Genomic DNA, 16,181 nt, shown 5'->3' with positions numbered 1-16,181 from the left:
AGACAAATGGCACAGCTTCGGGTCGTGAGTTACAACATCCATAAAGGTCGCTCAATGAGCGGCAAGGATGCGCTGCACGACCTGCGGCTAGGTTTGCATAATTTACAACCCGATATTCTCTTTTTACAAGAGGTACAAGGGCGTAATGAAGATCAGGCCACGCTCGACGCACAGCATCAGTCTTTAGCCGCTGCGCTTCAAATGGACGTGGTGTACGGCTGTAACGCCATTCGTCAGACAACTGATCATGGCAATGCGCTGTTGTCGCGTTTTCCGGTCCTGCGTTCAGAGAACATTGATGTCTCTGATCATCAGCTTGAGCAACGTGGTTTGTTGCATGTCGTGCTCGATGTGAAAGGCCAAGAAGTGCATTGTTTTGTGGTGCACTTAGGGCTTTTAGGTGGCAGCCGAGTGCGTCAGGTTGAGGCGATGACCGCGCGGATTCGTCAGGTCGTCCCTGATGATGAACCTTTACTGATCGCTGGTGATTTTAATGACTGGCGTGATGAGTTAGCCCCGTTGTTTGTACAAAAGCTAGGTATGTATGAGGTTTTTGCGACAGCCAGTCGAGCCGCTGGTGACATGCCGCGTTTGCGCGACTCTGTGCGTCAAATTCGCCAAGTCCTCAGTGGCGAGCAGCGTTTGAGTCAGTGGAGTCAGACGCGTGATGGTCGTGAGAATCAGCTGGCGATGGGTGGCGCACAAATTATGCGCAGACCACCTAGAACGTTTCCGGCGAAGTTTCCGATGTTTCGGTTGGACCGCATTTATCAGCGTGGTTTTGCGGTGCATCGTGCGCAGGTATTGCGCGGACGACCGTGGACCATTTTGTCAGATCACGCCCCCATTCTGGCCGACATGGAGTTGTGCTGAATGACGGCTCAGACTAAGCTGCAAGCGACCGTGGTTGCAGCTTTTTATAATGATTTCGAGGTGCTCAGACTATTGATGCGAGCGCTCAATGCGCAGGCAGATGGGTGTTTTGAGCTCATCATTGCTGACGACGGTTCACGCGCAGAAGTCATCGACGCGATCACCGCCATTAAAGGGACGTTTGATTATCCGGTGCGACATCTTTGGCAAGAAGATGCGGGCTTTTTAAAAACCCAAATCATGAATGAAGCGGTGCGCCAAGCTCGAGGTCAGACACTGATTTTTGTGGACGCAGATTGTGTGGTTCAGGATGGGTTTGTGCAGGACCATTTGCGTTGTGCGGGCCCGGGCGTCATACAAACCGGTCGACGAATTGATGTGTTTCGGGAAGCGACCAAACATTTGGATTGTTCACAAGCATCGCGGATTGTGAAGCGCAACTTTTGGACGTTGTTGTGGTGGACATTGCGGGGTAAAGCGCGCAATTTGGAAAAAGCGATTCGTTTGCCACAATGGTTTCGTAACCGATTTCAAGGTCGAACTTGGGGCGTGCTTGGCTGTAATTTTTCAGTACAGCGTGAGGAGCTCCTAGCCGTGAATGGGTTTGATGAACGCCACGGGGTGCAGTGGGGCGCAGAAGATTCGGATATCGAACGACGTTTGCGCAAGACAGGCGCCAAGGTTTTGAATTTGCGCTATGCCGCCTCGATGGTTCACTTTGACGGGCAGTATTTCAAACGTGGCCCATCGGAAGATGCCCGCAACCGCTGGAAGTTATACCTGCAGGCCGAGCAGGAAGATCGAGTTTGGACACCCGATGGCATCCTGAAAGAAGATCGGGATGATGCGTCTGTAACCGCCCAATTACAGGCTTGGCGACAGACGGCTCAGGATCGATAAATCGTCAGATCAGGTTTTGTCTTGTTGACGAACATGGTTGGTGGTGACTTCCAGCACCAATCGCCCTTCGGATGTGATCAGTTTGGTACTAATCACAGCGGTCAAACGGCCTTGATGCACGACGTCAGAATAGGCTGTGATTGCATCGCCTTGTCCCGGACTGACATAAGCCGCTGTAATGCCAGATAAATTCCAATTTTCAGGTAAGGACGCATTGGCACTTGCCATGGCGAGTGCCAGACTGATACCACCTTGTAGATGCCCCACACGATTGCCTACATGGGGGCCGTTGTCCATTTCAGCTCGGGCCGCGCCATCGAGCGTTTGTGTGCGAATGTTTAGAAAGGCGTCTAGAAACGGGGTGTTGTTGTCTGTGTAGGCCGTCAGTGCGTTTTGTGCACGGGTATAAATTTCTTTTTCGTGTGCTTCTAAGGTTGTGGGATCAGGCAACTCAAGTGACTCAGGTGGACGTCGATTAATCCATGGAACTGGGTGCAGAATGCGCCCGCCCGGGGCGGGTAATACCATGAAGGTACCTGTGCCAAAGGCAACAAGTTGATCATTGCAATGAATTTCAAACTTGGCAAGTCCCAATCGGCCTTGGGCGTTTTCTGAATAACCCAGAAGCTCACCGCGAGCGACGAGATCTCCATTTAAAGAGGCATTGGTGAGCTGAACATGTAGATTCACAGTGGCTAAACGTTGCGCAGGATCCTCGGCGGTGCGAATCGCAGATGCGGCCGCAAAATCAGCTGCAATTGCCAAGCAAATTGGTGAAAGATGTCCGTTTTTGTCTTTGAGATGCGGTCCATCGGGAATGGTGACGCGGGCACGGCCATCGTAGACATCTTCAAAAATCATACCCATAAAATTGCCACAAAAATGGTAGCCCGGTGTGCGGTCGAGGACGATCGAGCGCAAAACGTGTTCTTGAATGAATGCTTTTGAGTTCAAAGTTGTTCAGCCCTTTTGATGAATCATGTCACTGAGCGTAAAGACAGAAATCAGTTACGATTATGACAGCGTGAGGTCTTGCTTCGGATGGCATGACGCACGGTCTTCAATATACACGCGCGCCTCACTGTGATGGAGATGAAACTTGTCTGACCAGCATGTCCTTGCGAGACGCATTGCGCATCTGGATATGGATGCATTCTTTGCGTCTGTTGAATTATTGCACTACCCACATTTACGGGGTCAAGCAGTTGTTGTGGGCGGACGATCTGTCGATGCACCACAACAAGATGCACAAGGACAATGGACGGCGTTACGTTTAGCGCAGTATACGGGTCGAGGCGTGGTGACGACATCGACGTATGAGGCACGGGCATTGGGCGTGTTTTCAGGGATGAGTCTGATGCGCAGTGCACGGCTGGCGCCCGATGCGATCTTGTTGCCAGCTCAGTTTGATGCCTATCGCCGTTATTCTGCCTTGTTTAAAAATGCGGTGCGTGCCATTGCGCCCGATGTGGAAGATCGTGGCATTGATGAGATTTATATTGATCTGACCGATGTGCCTGGTGAAACACGCGAATTAGCCATGCGAATTAAAGCGGCTGTTCACGAAGCGACGGGGCTAAGTTGCTCGATGGCGATTGCGCCCAATAAGTTACTCGCAAAAATCGGATCTGATTTAGATAAACCCGATGGTTTAACGCTCCTCGATATGGACAGTGTGCGTGAACGTATTTGGCCATTGGCGGTTAGTGCAATTAATGGGGTAGGTCCCAAAGCCACACAGCGTTTAAAAGACAACCAGATCGAAACCATTGCCGAACTTGCGCAGACACCACTTGCATCCTTAATTGCGCTTTTTGGATCGAATACAGGGCATTGGATGCACCGGGTTTCGCACGGACTGGATGATCGACCGGTCGTCACGCACAGTGCTCCTAAATCGCTGAGTCGGGAAACGACGTTTGCGCGAGATATGGATGTACGCCAGGACCGTCAGGCCTTAACTCAGTCGCTGGAGTCTTTGTGTGAACGTTTGGCACAAGACCTTTTACGTAAACAAGTGATGACGCAAACTATCGGTATCAAAGTGCGTTTTGCGGACTTTAGAACAGTCACCCGTGATGTGACTGTCGGTCGGGCCACAGACGAGGTTGAGACGATCGTGCGCATGGCACGTGAGTGCTTACGTCGAATTGAGTGGACAGGTCGACTACGACTGTTAGGCGTTAAAGCGTCTAGTTTGGTGGACAACGCACCGGATTCGCCCCGTCAGGCAGCTTTACCTTTTGATTTTGATATTTAAGCGTTGTTGTTTTGCGGATTCACCAATCGATTGATCACCCATTGGGCAGCTTCTTCGTTGCCGCTCGGATGTACGGGTGTGGGTGGTGCTTCTGAAAGCAATGTGTCCAGTAATGAACTCAATGGCTGGGTTTCATAAGACAAAGCCCGTCCGTGCTGCTGCAACCATGTGATCAGTGCTTGTGATTCGGGCCAGTCATCGCGTGCTAGATAAATCACGGGTTTGCCTGCGCAAGCTGATTCGGCAAAAAGGCCATAACCTGGTTTGGTGATCACCAAGTCGCATTGTTGGAAAGTTTGCGTAAAAGACAGCCCCAACTGGCTGGCACTCACGGCATTTGGATGCTGATCGACTTGACTGGGTGTCACGATGTATTGGATAGGCTTGTTCAGGCAGTGAGTTGGCCAGTCTGCCATTGAATAGCTGGTTGGAATGCCACCCAAACTGGCTAGAACAGACCAGTGTGATCTGTCTCGTTTTGAGACTTGAGTGATTGCAGCTTGCTGACAAATGGGTCCGATGCTGTGTAAGTTCGGCAGGCGAGGCATGTGCATACTAGGTTCTGGTGCGAGAAACGCTTGAGCACTGGCGTACGCATCGTGCATTTGGGTCAGAATCTGCTCAAATGTCTGTGAGCTGACTTGGGCTATTTGGAGTGCCTTGGGATCGGCTTGCACGAGTTGTTCCAAAATGATGGCCCAATGTAGAGAGCAAAGTGCGAGTGATGGAATGCCTGCGGCACGAGCGCCTGCCAGCGTGAGGTATGGAATGTCGGCAAGGACCCAATCCACTTGTTGGGTCACGAGTTGTTGACTAACACGTTCTACATGTGCGGACCAGTTTTGGTGAAGATGCTTGTATTGCTGCAAGGTTTGCACCAGATCGACACGCATCGCATCGAACATCAGTATCCCAAAATCATCGGCGACGGGATCGATTGTGATGGGGTGTGGATAACGTGATTGAATTTGATCGTGATCTAGAGTGGTGCGAATTGTCCAACGAATGGGCGGCAAATCTTGTTGGGCGATGAGACGATCCGTTGCTTCCAGAACCGGAGTGATTTGTGCCCAATGGCCAAAGCCGTGTGAAGACACGGCGACGAGTCCATGGCTTGCTTGGCTACTCATGCTTTAGATTGATGAAAATCCTTTAAAAGCAATGCTTGTGGTGCTTCATCTTTGAGCGACAGGATGGGGGTTTGATCGCCCAGTGGCCAGTCAATGTCAATCTCGGGGTCATTCCACAAAATACTGCGCTCGTGTTCTGGTGCGTAGTAATCCGTCGTTTTATACAGAAACTGAGCGGAGTCACTCAGAACTAAAAAACCATGTGCAAACCCTGCAGGAATCCAAAGTTGAAGGTGGTTCTCAGCTGAAAGATGGTGCCCAGTCCACTGCCCAAAGGTTGGGGAATCTTGACGCACGTCGACGGCGACATCAAAGACTTCACCTTCAATCACACGAACAAGTTTGCCCTGAGGTTGTTGGACTTGTACATGCAGACCACGTAAAACGTGTTTGCTTGATCGGCTGTGGTTGTCTTGGACGAAGGTTTCGCGCACGCCCGTTGCCGATTCAAACTCTCGTTGATTAAAGCTTTCATAAAAAGAGCCGCGGGCATCGCCCCAGACCCGAGGTTTGATGAGTAAAACCTCAGGCAAACGGGTGGTCGTGATTTCAAGCATCTTGGTTGTTTCCTGACAGATGGCGTTGTGCCAGCTGCATCAAATATTGTCCATAGCCATTTTTTGATAAGGGGGCGGCCAATTCCATCAGTGCGTCGGCCTGAATCCAGCCTGCATCTAAAGCGACTTCTTCCGGACAGGCAATTAACTGACCTTGGCGTTTTTGGAGTGTACCGACATAGCTGGAGGCTTCCAGTAAGCTGTCGTGTGTGCCGGTATCCAGCCATGCAAAGCCACGACCCATGATCTCAACTTGCAAAGCTTGTTGAGTCAGGTAATGCCGGTTGATATCGGTGATTTCCAGTTCGCCCCGAGCGGACGGACGGATACCTTTGGCGATTTCGCACACCTGATCATCATAAAAATAAAGTCCGGTGACTGCATAGGGACTGCGAGGTTTAGCGGGTTTTTCTTCGATGGAGATTGCTTGTTGTTGATCATCAAACTCAACGACGCCATAACGCTCAGGATCATGCACATGATAGGCAAAGACGGTGGCACCTTGCGTTCTGGCATCTGCTTGGCGTAATTGCTTGACCAGATCGTGTCCATGAAAAATGTTGTCGCCAAGAATCAACGCACTTGGGTGTCTGTCAATGAAATTACGGCCAATAATGAACGCTTGAGCCAAACCATCGGGAGAAGGCTGTACAGCAAATTCGATGTTAAGCCCCCATTGGCGACCGTCACCCAGTAATGTTTCAAACCGAGGTGTGTCCTCAGGTGTGGAAATCACCAAGATGTCCCGAATACCCGCTAGCATCAATGTGGTGAGCGGGTAATAAATCATCGGTTTGTCATAAATGGGTAAAAGCTGCTTGGAGACGGCGTGCGTCAGTGGATACAGCCGTGTGCCTGAGCCACCTGCCAGAATAATGCCGCGTCGGCTTGAGCCTGAGTGTGCGTGGGTTGTCATAAGTGTCTGTTTTTTACGGTTGTTGGTATTGCGTCTGAATCCATTGACGATAGGCGCCACTGGTCACATGCTCAACCCATTCGGGGTTGTCCAGATACCATTGTATGGTTTTAAGCAGACCGGTTTCGAAGGTTTCTTCAGGCTCCCAGCCTAGGCTTTGTGAGATTTTACGAGTGTCCACCGCATAGCGACGGTCGTGACCAGGACGATCGGTCACAAACGTAATTTGCTCCGCATAAGACAGGCCGTCAGCTTTAGGACGAATCTGATCCAAATGCGTGCAAATCGTGCGCACCACATCAAGGTTTGTGCGTTCACAATTGCCGCCAATGTTGTAGGTCTGACCTGGCTCTCCATCGGCCAGCACGGTCATTAAGGCTTGCGCATGGTCGCGTACATATAACCAGTCACGAACTTGTTGACCATCACCGTAGATGGGTAAGGATTTGCCTTGCAATGCATTCAGGATAACGAGCGGAATCAATTTCTCTGGGAAATGATAGGGCCCGTAGTTGTTGCTGCAGTGTGTGGTGATGGTGGGCAAACCATAAGTATGGTGCCAGGCACGGACTAAATGGTCTGAACTGGCCTTGCTGGCAGAGTATGGACTATTCGGTTCGTAAGGATGGTTTTCAGTGAAAGCCGGTGCTTCGGGTGTCAGTGTTCCGAAGACTTCATCGGTCGAAACATGGATGAAGCGAAAGTCTTTTTGTTGTGAAAGTGGTAATTTTGTCCAATAGTTTCGAGTTGATTCCAGTAGGTGGAACGTTCCCATCACATTGGTTTCAAGAAATGCTTGAGGTCCGAGAATGGATCGATCGACGTGTGATTCGGCCGCAAAGTTGAGAATTGCGCGAGGTTTGTGCTCTGCCAAGATTTGATCAATCAGTACACGATTTCCGATGTCAGTTTGAATTAGTTTATATCGATCATCTTCTTGATATATCGATAAGTTTTCTGGATTTCCAGCATAAGTTAGTAAATCTAAATTCAGAACAGATTCTTGCTGATTTTCTAGCCAAAGATGAATGAAATTACTGCCAATAAAACCTGCGCCACCGGTCACTATAATCATGATGTGCTCTTCATTTTTTAGATAAAAATTAAGAAATTATTAAAAACTAGACAAGTTGTTGGACATCCCACATTCATACAATCTTGCTAAATCTCACTATGATGGATCTAACCCGACGCGGCTGACGGAACCTAACCAGCAGCACAAAAAGATCGGGGTTAATCATGATCGAAAGTCATATGGTAACAATGCAACGGGGGTAAAGTATGTGGAACGGAGTAGGTAGAACAGTTCATAGTCGTGAAACTCGTCGTCAGTCGATGGTCAAGCCAGTCGCAGCGTTTGATAGTTTGGGTCGACCCGAGAATCTGGCCGATGAAATCGCACAACAGCTTCGGGATCGCATTCTGAATGAAACCCTAAGCCCAGGACAGCGCCTACCGACAGAACAAGCCCTTGGTGCCCAGTTTGGTGTGAGCCGAAATGTCGTGCGTGAGGCCATTGCCCGTCTGAAACTGACCGGTTTGGTTGAAACGCGCCATGGTGTGGGGACGTTTGTTAAACAAGATATTGATAATCGTCCATTTGAAGTTGCGCAAGATGACTTGTTGGACTTCCGACAGCTGATTGACGTTTATCGACTGCGCGTTGAAATTGAGTCAGGCGCAGCGGCCTTGGCGGCAGTGCACCGTACACAAGCTCAACTCGATGATTTGCATCAGGCATTAAAAGCACTAAAAGAGCAGCCTGATGATTGGGAAGCGGGTGCAACCTCGACTGTTGATTTTCATTTGGCGGTCATTCACGCTTCCAACAACCCGTATTTTGTGCGCATCATGGGGCATCTGAGTTCAGCTCTGAAAGATGCAGTCCGGACTTTGCGGTTTCGCAGTTCTGGCACATCACGCATTCATGAGGAACAACTCGAGCATGCACGTATCGTGGATGCCATTGAGCGTCAAGATGCCAATGCCGCTCGTCAAGCGATGCGTGAGCATCTAGAACACGGTATTAACGGTTATCGCAGTCTCTTTGGTGATTAAATAACCGAGTTTGTTGTCATCATCACCTGAATCCACTTGTGACTAGCGACTAAGTGGATTCTTTCTTTTCGGCGTCGCTCAGACGCTTTTTGGAAAACTGCCGTGCTGTCCTATTGGAACGAACTGTTTCCTACAACTGGCATGTTTGCTGTGTTGTTGTTGACCACCATTGTGGGGGCCACCATGCGGGCGTTTTCTGGGTTCGGAGCTGGGTTATTGCTCGCGCCAGTGCTCAGCTTATATCTGGTGCCTGCAGACGTGGTGATCGTTGTGATTGGTCTGAATTTTATGGCGACCTTTCAGGTCTTGCCCGGTGTTCGTAAAGACATAGACTGGCCATTGGTGTGGCGCATGGTGCCCGCCGCATTAATCGGTATCCCCTTGGGTGGATGGGTTCTGTCTGGTTTGGATCAGCATCTGATGCGCAAACTGGTGGCCGCTGTGGTGGTAGTTTTGTCGCTCATCCTGTTGGCGGGCTGGCATTACCGCGGTCGACGTGGGCGTATACAAGACAGCATTGCCGGTTTAACCAGCGGGGTTCTAACATCGATTGGTGGAATTGGTGGGCCACCTTTTGTGTTGTATATGATGTCCGCAAAAGACGTATCGCCTGTAGCCATTCGAACCTTTTTTATTATTTTCTTTGCGATTATGCAGGTTGTGACGCTGGCGATGTTTCTTGTACAAGGTGCGATGCGTCCGATCCAATTTGCATATATTGGGACGTTTTTACCGTTTTATGTGATGGCGACTTGGCTAGGTTCTTATTTGTTTGTGCGTGCGCTTTCAGGTAAAGCAGATTTAGTCCGACGTATTTCATTGTGGTTTTTACTGTTGGTGGGAATCGGCACATTCGTTGTATAAAAACTGCCACTGTCGATACCTTTAAAAGTGCATCGGCGTTGGGCAGGCCTTCACTCGGCGTAAAATCTCACATTCTGTGAATTTGGTATCAGTCATGATGCAGACCAGATTTTGATAGATGGCAAAGCGTCGTACACTAGCCCGAATGATTTGGGTTTGACCTATCCAATTTGATTCACAAAGAAATTGCCAGAATGAACAATGAATCACAGACAGATCATCCAGAAACGAATGGACGATCTCAGTTGTCGGACAACATGACTGATCAAAACAACCATAAAACTTGCCGTGTGCTAGTGACTGGTGCCACCGGACAACTTGGGCGCTCATTGGCAGCGTGCTGCCCGCCCGATTTTGACTATGTGGGCTTAACCCGGCAAGATCTGGATCTAGGTGACCTCTCAACCTTGCAAACCAAGCTGCAAGCAAAGATTGAAGCGGTTCAACCTTCATTTATATTGAATACAGCGGCGTATACAGCCGTGGATCAAGCAGAATCCGAGGTGGAGCAAGCTTGGTGTGTGAATGGCGTGGCGCCAGGTCTGGTGGCAGCAGTGGCCGCTCGTTATCAAATTCCGATTTTGCATTATTCGACCGACTATGTGTTTGATGGCCAGAAGTCAGACCCTTATACAGAAGCGGACCCAACCAACCCGCTGTCTGTCTATGGTCGCAGTAAGTTGGCTGGTGAATATGCCGTCACTGCCGGCAATGATTTAAGTCTGATTCTGCGTACAAGCTGGGTCTTCAGTCAGTATGGTCATAACTTTTTAAAAACCATGTTGCGTTTGGGTGCCGAGCGTGACACATTGGCTGTGGTGAGTGACCAAGTGGGGGCGCCAACTAGTGCGCACTGGCTTGCGCAAACGACATATGCCATGTTGCGGACTTTGCGTGACAGTCAACTACCAACGCAATACGCAGGTCTCTATCACATGACGGCAGGTGGTCACACTTCGTGGCATGGTTATGCACAGTATTTGCTTACACAAGCTCAAGAGATGGGGTTTGAACTGCGTGTACCGATTGATCAGGTTTTGATGCAGACAAGCGCGCAATATCCGACACCCGCTGCCCGTCCACTGATGGGACGTTTAGATACGACACGGTTACAAACAGCCTTTGGAATTGAGCCTGAACACTGGCAGACTGGTGTGCAGGATGTTTTGATGCGATTGCAAAAATGCGAATTCTGATTGTTCGAACCTCTTCTTTGGGTGACCTGATCCATATGCTGCCGGCGATGACTGACATCGCAAAGCACCATTCTGGTGTGACCATAGATTGGGTGGTGGAAGAGTCGTTTGCAGAAATTCCTGGCTGGCATCCAGCCATTCAGACGGTGATTCCAGTGGCCCATCGACGCTGGCGTCGTAATTGGTGGTCTTCGCAAGTGCGCAAAGAACGACAAGCTGTGTTGGCACAAATTCGTGCCAATCGCTACGATTTGGTGCTCGATATGCAGGCCTTGCTCAAATCGATAGGACTGGTGAGGGCGGCATCTGGCGTACATCATGGATTGGACTGGCGTTCTGCACGCGAGCCTTTGTGCACATTGTTTTATGACGTGCGTCATCGGGTTGAGTTTTGGCAGCCTGCTGTGATTCGACAAAGAAAGCTGGCCGCATTGGCACTGGGCCATTCAGTCACAGGGGCACCTGATTTTGGGTTGGGTGAACGTTTTATCGCACAACCTACGTCAGAACCCTATGCGGTGATCATGCCGTCTGCGAGTCGTGACGACAAACTTTGGCCTGAGCAGCACTGGCAAGTCGTGTTTGATGTCTTGCAGCGTCAAGGCTTGTCCTTGGTCTTACTCGCTGGTTCAGAGACGGAAGCACAACGTGCGCAAGCGTTGTTGGGGTCGAGAGCTCAAGCCTGGGTGCAACCGAAGTCGAGCTTAACCGAACTGGCACAGTTGATGGTTTCAGCCCGCGTGATGATTGGTCTGGACAGTGGTTTGACGCACTTGAGTGCGGCTTTAGGCGTAGATACCATCGGACTCTATAAAGCTTCAACGCCTGTGCGTACACCCGTGGTCGGGTCAGGACAGACGTTTAGTTTGGGAGATCGTGGGCGGGAAGCGACGTTGGAGGAGGTCTTAGCTGCGATGCGCAGCTTAGGATTCGAGACTGACTCAGAAAAAGAATAAGTTCTGAGTTCAAAGTCTCTCCAATGGTCGTGTGCAGGTGCTTATACTAAGCAGTCCGTAGAGTGTTGATCGCAAGAGGAGTTTACAAGTTTGGGGCGTCTGATCTATTCCGCTTTGTTGGTTCTAGCTGCGCCATTCGTCTGGTTGTGGATGTGGTTGCGAACGCGTAAAACGACAGATCACTGGGATATCTTCGCGCATGGACGCTTTGGTTACTACACCCAACCGTGGGATGGTGCTCATCCGATCTGGGTGCATGCCGTGAGCGTGGGTGAGGTTCGTGCATCTGTCCCCTTGGTGAAAGCCCTTGTCCTACGCGGTGAGCGCATTGTGCTCACGCACATGACACCGACTGGTAAAGCAGAAGCACAACGCTTGTTTGCAGAAGAAATTGCTCGCGGATTTGTGATTCAGAAATGGATACCTTATGACTTTCCGGGCGCGATGCGTCGGTTTTTGAAGCATTTCAGACCGCAAAAAATTATTCTGATTGAGCGCGAAGTCTGGCCCAATTTGGTTTATGCAGCGAATCGTGCGCACATTCCTGTCATTCTCGTGAGCGCACGGTTTTCAGAAAAATCTGCCAAGCAAAATCAGACACTTGATCGTTTGCTTTTGGGTGTCATGCGCCACACTTATGAAGGACTGACTTTGGTGTTGGCACAAACATCAGAAGATGGCGAGCGTTTGTACGACGCCGGTGCCCAGCGAATACAAGTGTGTGGCAATCTTAAATTTGATCTAGATTTACCCAAATTGGCAGTCGAAGCAGGGCAAGCTTGGCGTTCACAAGTCAATCGCCCCGTCATTGTCATCGCTAGTACTCGGGATGGTGAAGAAGCGCAATTTATCCCACTGTTGACGGCTCAAAGTGATTTGGCGCTCCATGAGGATGAGCTTGTGCCAGACCCGCACTCGATAGAGGGCGATGTGGTGAGCGATGTTGCGACAATCTCTGAAGAGCCAACACAAGTAAAGCCTTTATTTGTGATTGTGCCAAGACATCCGCAGCGATTTGACGAAGTGGCCCGTGAGTTAAGTGACACTGGGATGCACTATGCTCGTTGGTCGTTGTTGCGAGATGCCCCAGGGGAATCGATACAGACATTGGATGTGGTTTTAGGCGATACGATGGGTGAACTGCCGTTTTTTTATGGTGCAGCCGATGTGGCGATCGTCGGGGGAAGTTTTGAGCCGTTCGGTGGGCAGAATTTTATTGAAGCCAGTGCCGTTGGTGTGCCGGTGATTGTTGGGCCCAACATCAGAAACTTTAAAGACGCGGTGGAAAGTGCGTTACAAGCGGGCGTTTTGTCGCAAGTTTCAGATGCTAAAAGTGCAGTTGATCTGGCACGACGCTGGATTGCGCAACCTCAGAAAAGCCAGGGAATTGGTCAAACTGGTCAGTCATGGGTTGCTCAGCATGTGGGCGCAACGCAGCGGATCTTGGCATGCCTCGATGGTAAGTCATTGTAAAAATAAGAAATAAACGACAGACACTAAACACAAACACGAAGCTACAAAACGTCGCGTAGAAATTAAGTGTCGAAGAGTGGCCTGTGTTGCACAGACCACTCTTCGTGGGTTTTGCTACGTAGGTTTTACGCCGTAGGTTTTTTATTGCATGGTGACGCCTGACTCTTTGACTAGAGTGCCCCAACGTTCAATTTCCTGATCCAGATACGTCTGGAATTGTTCGGGAGTGCCTCCCAAAACTTGTCCACCAGATGCTTGCAACTTCTCGATCAATTCAGGGTTTTGCAGTGCTTGATTTAATGCTTTGTTCACTGTTTCAACCACGTCGGCTGGAACACCAGCTGGTGCCAGAATGCCCCACCATGATTGCAAATCAAAATCCTTATAACCGGATTCACTCAGTGATGGTGTATCAGGTAATTCCGGTGCCCGTTCAGGTGATGTGACGGCAATGGCACGAAGCTGGCCGGCCCGGATTTGGTTGAGTAATGTGGGGATAGATGACATATAAAGATCAATACCACCGCCAATCAGATCGGTCATCGCTTGCGATGCGCCTTTGTAAGGAATATGCGTGAGCTCAATGCCTGAGGTTTTTTCAATGCTGGTTCCAGACAAATGGGCCACTGTGCCGTTACCTGAAAAACCTAAAGTGATTGAACCTGGCTTTTCTTTCGAAGCATTAACCACGTCAGCGAAAGTTTTGTAAGGCGTATTGGCACCTGTTGCCATGGCGATAGGGGAGACGCTGACTAAGCCAATGGGCGTGAGGTCAGTTTTTGGATTGTAGGGCAGGCTTTTATAGAGCCAGGGACCGATGGCAAGGTTACTGGTCTGACCCAGAACCAGTGTGTAGCCATCAGGCTTAGCCTTAGCGGCCGCGTCAACACCAATGGTGCCACCAGCACCCCCTTTGTTATCAACGACCACAGTCCAGCCGGTATCATTGGCGAGCTGCATTGCAACAGCACGACCGATTAGGTCTGTACCGCCGCCGGGTGGAAAGGGCACAACCAAATGAATGGGTCTGGATGGATAAGCGTCAGTTTGTGCGAGTGCTGCACTCAATGGGATGGCTGAGAGTGTGGCGCAAAGACCGACGGTTGTGATCAAGCGCTTAGAAATAGTGGGTGTGAAAGTGAACATGGGTTTGTCTCCTGAACAAAACTACATGGATTAATTAGGCAGGCTGCAGCCTGCTTTGAGAAGGGCCGCATCGACCCAGCTGCGATCGTTGGTGCCGGCTTCAATGGCTTTAAGTTGTTCTAGTTCTTGTGCATGTTTGCGTTGTGTTAATTCGTAAATTTCATCGCATTGTGAAATAGGAACGCACACCACACCGTCAGAGTCTCCTAGGATTAGATCGCCTGGCATGATGACCATGTTGTTGATCGCAATCGGTGTGTTGATTTCGCCTGGGCCATTTTTATAAGGCCCAAGATGATTGACGCCAGCGGCAAACGTGGGTAAGTTTTGTTCCAAAAATGCATCGCAATCCCGAATCGCCCCATTGAGGACAAATCCGGCCACACCGCGCTTAATGGCGTACGCGAGCATAAGTTCACCCATGAGTGCGCGGCTGACATCACCGGCAGCATCCACGACAATGACATCACCAGGTTGTGCCATGTTGATGGCCTTGTGCAGCATTAGGTTGTCGCCAGCGGGGGCTTTAACAGTCAACGCAGGTCCGGCCATGACGCCTTGACGGTGGTAGGGTCTGAGTGATGGGCCAGTACCAGGTAGACGTCCCATCATGTCGCTGACATTAGCGACCGGTAAAGTTTTAAAGCGCTCAATTTGGTGTGTGCTAACGACTTGTGTACGTTCAAGGACTCTGAATCCGATACCCATGATTTGGGCTCCTTATATAACAGGGTGCAAAAAAGAAAACTAATGGGCTAATGCTTCCTTGCGTGCAGCTAAGGCTGCTCGATTCACGATGTGTTCTTCAGGTAAAGCAGTTTGATTCAGCATGGCGACGACTGCTTGTGCGGCCATCATGGCCACACGCCGTGAAGCCTGAACAGTGACGCCGCCAATGTGCGGTGTGAGCACGACGTTGTCCATACTCCAAAAAGGGTGATCGGCTGTAGGCGGTTCAGATTCGAAAGTGTCTAGCCCTGCGCCCGCGATTTGCCCATTTTTTAATGCTTGTAGGAGGGCGCTTTCATCGATCAATGCGCCGCGTGCAGTGTTAATCAAAAACGCACCCGGTTTCATTAAGGTAAGACTTTGTGCATTGATGAGGTGACGTGTTTGTGGCAAGAGTGGACAGTGCAGGCTGACAATGTCGGCGTTGCTCAGACACTCTTCAACAGTTGAAGCGCGTCGCGTGTTTGATGCTTCAAAAAATTGATCTTGAGCATGTGGGTCGTAGGCAATGGTTTGCAATCCGAACGCTTGTGCAAGACGTGCTGTCTCTCTGGCGATTGCCCCAAAACCGATGAGTGCTAAGCGAGAACCGGCCAATTCATACCCTTGGAACCCGGGTTTGTCCCATCGGCCAGCCCGAATGCTTTTGTCGAGTGGCACGATTTTTTTAGTAACTGCCAGCAACAGTGCCAACGCATGCTCGGCAACCGACTGCGCGTTGGCACCATAGGCGACTGCGACAGGAATGCCGTGTGCTGAGGCTGCGTCAATATCAATGTTATCGACCCCAACACCATGTTTGACGATGAGCTTTAGGCCTTTTGCAGCCTCAAAGACTGGTGCATCGATATGGCCCATTCTAGAGATAATGGCAACCGGATCAATCTCTTTCACTTTCTGGATCAAGTTGTCTGTGGTCGCATAGGCTGGTAGATAAGTGGGCTGCACTTGATGTCGCTGTAAGTAATGAACTGCCTCTTCGTCCAGACTAGGACCTGTCACAAGAATTTGCGATGACAAGGTTGTGTCTCCTTAGAAGTTTTAATCATTTGAATTGGACAACTAAAGCGTACTGAACAATATTTCTTAAGAAAAGCGAATTATTTTTCATATTTGATTAAGT

At 50.0% G+C, this 16,181-nt stretch carries 16 protein-coding genes; 8 read left to right on the top strand and 8 right to left on the bottom strand.

The annotated features are described in order from the left end of the window. Nucleotides 1-6 precede the first annotated feature (6 nt). Together ACOI06_RS10205 and ACOI06_RS10200 are read left to right on the top strand one after the other, a co-directional pair. Nucleotides 7-873, top strand: coding sequence for an endonuclease/exonuclease/phosphatase family protein (locus ACOI06_RS10205; protein WP_420662471.1), 867 nt, complete (start codon nucleotides 7-9; stop codon nucleotides 871-873). Beyond that, nucleotides 874-1,773 carry a glycosyltransferase gene (locus ACOI06_RS10200; RefSeq protein WP_420662470.1) on the top strand — a complete coding sequence of 300 codons (900 nt, stop codon included), beginning with the start codon at nucleotides 874-876 and terminating at the stop codon, nucleotides 1,771-1,773. It begins immediately after the preceding gene. Between the two features lie 9 nt (nucleotides 1,774-1,782). Here the strand turns inward: ACOI06_RS10200 and ACOI06_RS10195 are convergent, their stop codons facing one another. Further along, a complete protein-coding gene (locus ACOI06_RS10195) occupies nucleotides 1,783-2,640 on the bottom strand; it encodes an acyl-CoA thioesterase domain-containing protein (RefSeq protein WP_420662469.1) in 858 nt (285 codons plus the stop codon). Between the two features lie 232 nt (nucleotides 2,641-2,872). Between ACOI06_RS10195 and dinB the strand changes: the two genes are divergently transcribed. After that, the gene (gene dinB, locus ACOI06_RS10190) at nucleotides 2,873-4,033 is read left to right on the top strand and encodes a DNA polymerase IV (RefSeq protein WP_420662468.1); all 1,161 of its coding nucleotides are present in this window, start codon (nucleotides 2,873-2,875) and stop codon (nucleotides 4,031-4,033) included. Here dinB and ACOI06_RS10185 read toward each other — a convergent pair. From ACOI06_RS10185 to rfbB, 4 genes are read right to left on the bottom strand one after another with little or no spacing between them, the layout of a single operon-like run. Then, the gene (locus ACOI06_RS10185; RefSeq protein WP_420662467.1) at nucleotides 4,030-5,163 is read right to left on the bottom strand and encodes a hypothetical protein; all 1,134 of its coding nucleotides are present in this window, start codon (nucleotides 5,161-5,163) and stop codon (nucleotides 4,030-4,032) included. The two genes, dinB and ACOI06_RS10185, sit on opposite strands and share 4 nt — an antisense overlap. After that, a complete protein-coding gene (gene rfbC / locus ACOI06_RS10180; protein ID WP_420662466.1) occupies nucleotides 5,160-5,720 on the bottom strand; it encodes a dTDP-4-dehydrorhamnose 3,5-epimerase in 561 nt (186 codons plus the stop codon). The genes ACOI06_RS10185 and rfbC overlap by 4 nt, the downstream gene beginning before the upstream one ends. Next, a complete protein-coding gene (rfbA, locus tag ACOI06_RS10175) occupies nucleotides 5,713-6,636 on the bottom strand; it encodes a glucose-1-phosphate thymidylyltransferase RfbA (RefSeq protein WP_420662465.1) in 924 nt (307 codons plus the stop codon). The genes rfbC and rfbA overlap by 8 nt, the downstream gene beginning before the upstream one ends. A gap of 13 nt (nucleotides 6,637-6,649) precedes the next feature. After that, nucleotides 6,650-7,711: a dTDP-glucose 4,6-dehydratase gene (rfbB, locus tag ACOI06_RS10170; RefSeq protein WP_420662464.1), complete on the bottom strand. Its 1,062-nt coding sequence runs from the start codon at nucleotides 7,709-7,711 to the stop codon at nucleotides 6,650-6,652. A 206-nt stretch (nucleotides 7,712-7,917) separates the two neighbouring features. On the opposite strand from rfbB, the gene ACOI06_RS10165 reads away from it, so the two are divergent. From ACOI06_RS10165 to ACOI06_RS10145, 5 genes are all read left to right on the top strand, one after another. Beyond that, a complete protein-coding gene (locus tag ACOI06_RS10165; protein WP_420662463.1) occupies nucleotides 7,918-8,694 on the top strand; it encodes a FadR/GntR family transcriptional regulator in 777 nt (258 codons plus the stop codon). Between the two features lie 102 nt (nucleotides 8,695-8,796). Further along, nucleotides 8,797-9,558 carry a sulfite exporter TauE/SafE family protein gene (locus ACOI06_RS10160; protein ID WP_420662462.1) on the top strand — a complete coding sequence of 254 codons (762 nt, stop codon included), beginning with the start codon at nucleotides 8,797-8,799 and terminating at the stop codon, nucleotides 9,556-9,558. A 194-nt stretch (nucleotides 9,559-9,752) separates the two neighbouring features. Then, nucleotides 9,753-10,754, top strand: a complete 1,002-nt coding sequence (rfbD, locus tag ACOI06_RS10155; protein ID WP_420662461.1) for a dTDP-4-dehydrorhamnose reductase — start codon at nucleotides 9,753-9,755, stop codon at nucleotides 10,752-10,754. Next, nucleotides 10,742-11,710, top strand: coding sequence for a lipopolysaccharide heptosyltransferase I (waaC, locus tag ACOI06_RS10150; RefSeq protein ID WP_420662460.1), 969 nt, complete (start codon nucleotides 10,742-10,744; stop codon nucleotides 11,708-11,710). Before rfbD ends, waaC begins: the two co-directional genes overlap by 13 nt. A 90-nt stretch (nucleotides 11,711-11,800) precedes the next feature. Continuing rightward, nucleotides 11,801-13,183, top strand: a complete 1,383-nt coding sequence (locus tag ACOI06_RS10145) for a 3-deoxy-D-manno-octulosonic acid transferase (RefSeq protein WP_420662459.1) — start codon at nucleotides 11,801-11,803, stop codon at nucleotides 13,181-13,183. A 141-nt stretch (nucleotides 13,184-13,324) separates the two neighbouring features. Here ACOI06_RS10145 and ACOI06_RS10140 read toward each other — a convergent pair whose 3' ends face one another. Genes ACOI06_RS10140 through ACOI06_RS10130 form a run of 3 tightly spaced genes read right to left on the bottom strand, consistent with a single transcriptional unit; the run spans nucleotide 13,325 to nucleotide 16,078 of the window. Further along, on the bottom strand, nucleotides 13,325-14,329 hold the full coding sequence (locus ACOI06_RS10140; protein WP_420662458.1) for a Bug family tripartite tricarboxylate transporter substrate binding protein: 1,005 nt from the start codon (nucleotides 14,327-14,329) through the stop codon (nucleotides 13,325-13,327). A 30-nt stretch (nucleotides 14,330-14,359) separates the two neighbouring features. Further along, nucleotides 14,360-15,037 (bottom strand): RraA family protein, encoded by a 678-nt coding sequence (locus ACOI06_RS10135; protein WP_420662457.1) that lies wholly within the window; start codon nucleotides 15,035-15,037, stop codon nucleotides 14,360-14,362. Nucleotides 15,038-15,076: 39 nt separating this feature from the next. Continuing rightward, nucleotides 15,077-16,078: a hydroxyacid dehydrogenase gene (locus tag ACOI06_RS10130; protein WP_420662456.1), complete on the bottom strand. Its 1,002-nt coding sequence runs from the start codon at nucleotides 16,076-16,078 to the stop codon at nucleotides 15,077-15,079. Nucleotides 16,079-16,181 lie beyond the last annotated feature (103 nt).

It is taken from the genome of Orrella sp. 11846, from assembly GCF_048820935.1.
In the GTDB taxonomy this organism is placed as follows: domain Bacteria; phylum Pseudomonadota; class Gammaproteobacteria; order Burkholderiales; family Burkholderiaceae_B; genus Algicoccus.
The sequence above is the reverse complement of the archived record's forward strand: the minus strand, read 5'-3'. Positions and strand labels throughout refer to the sequence as shown.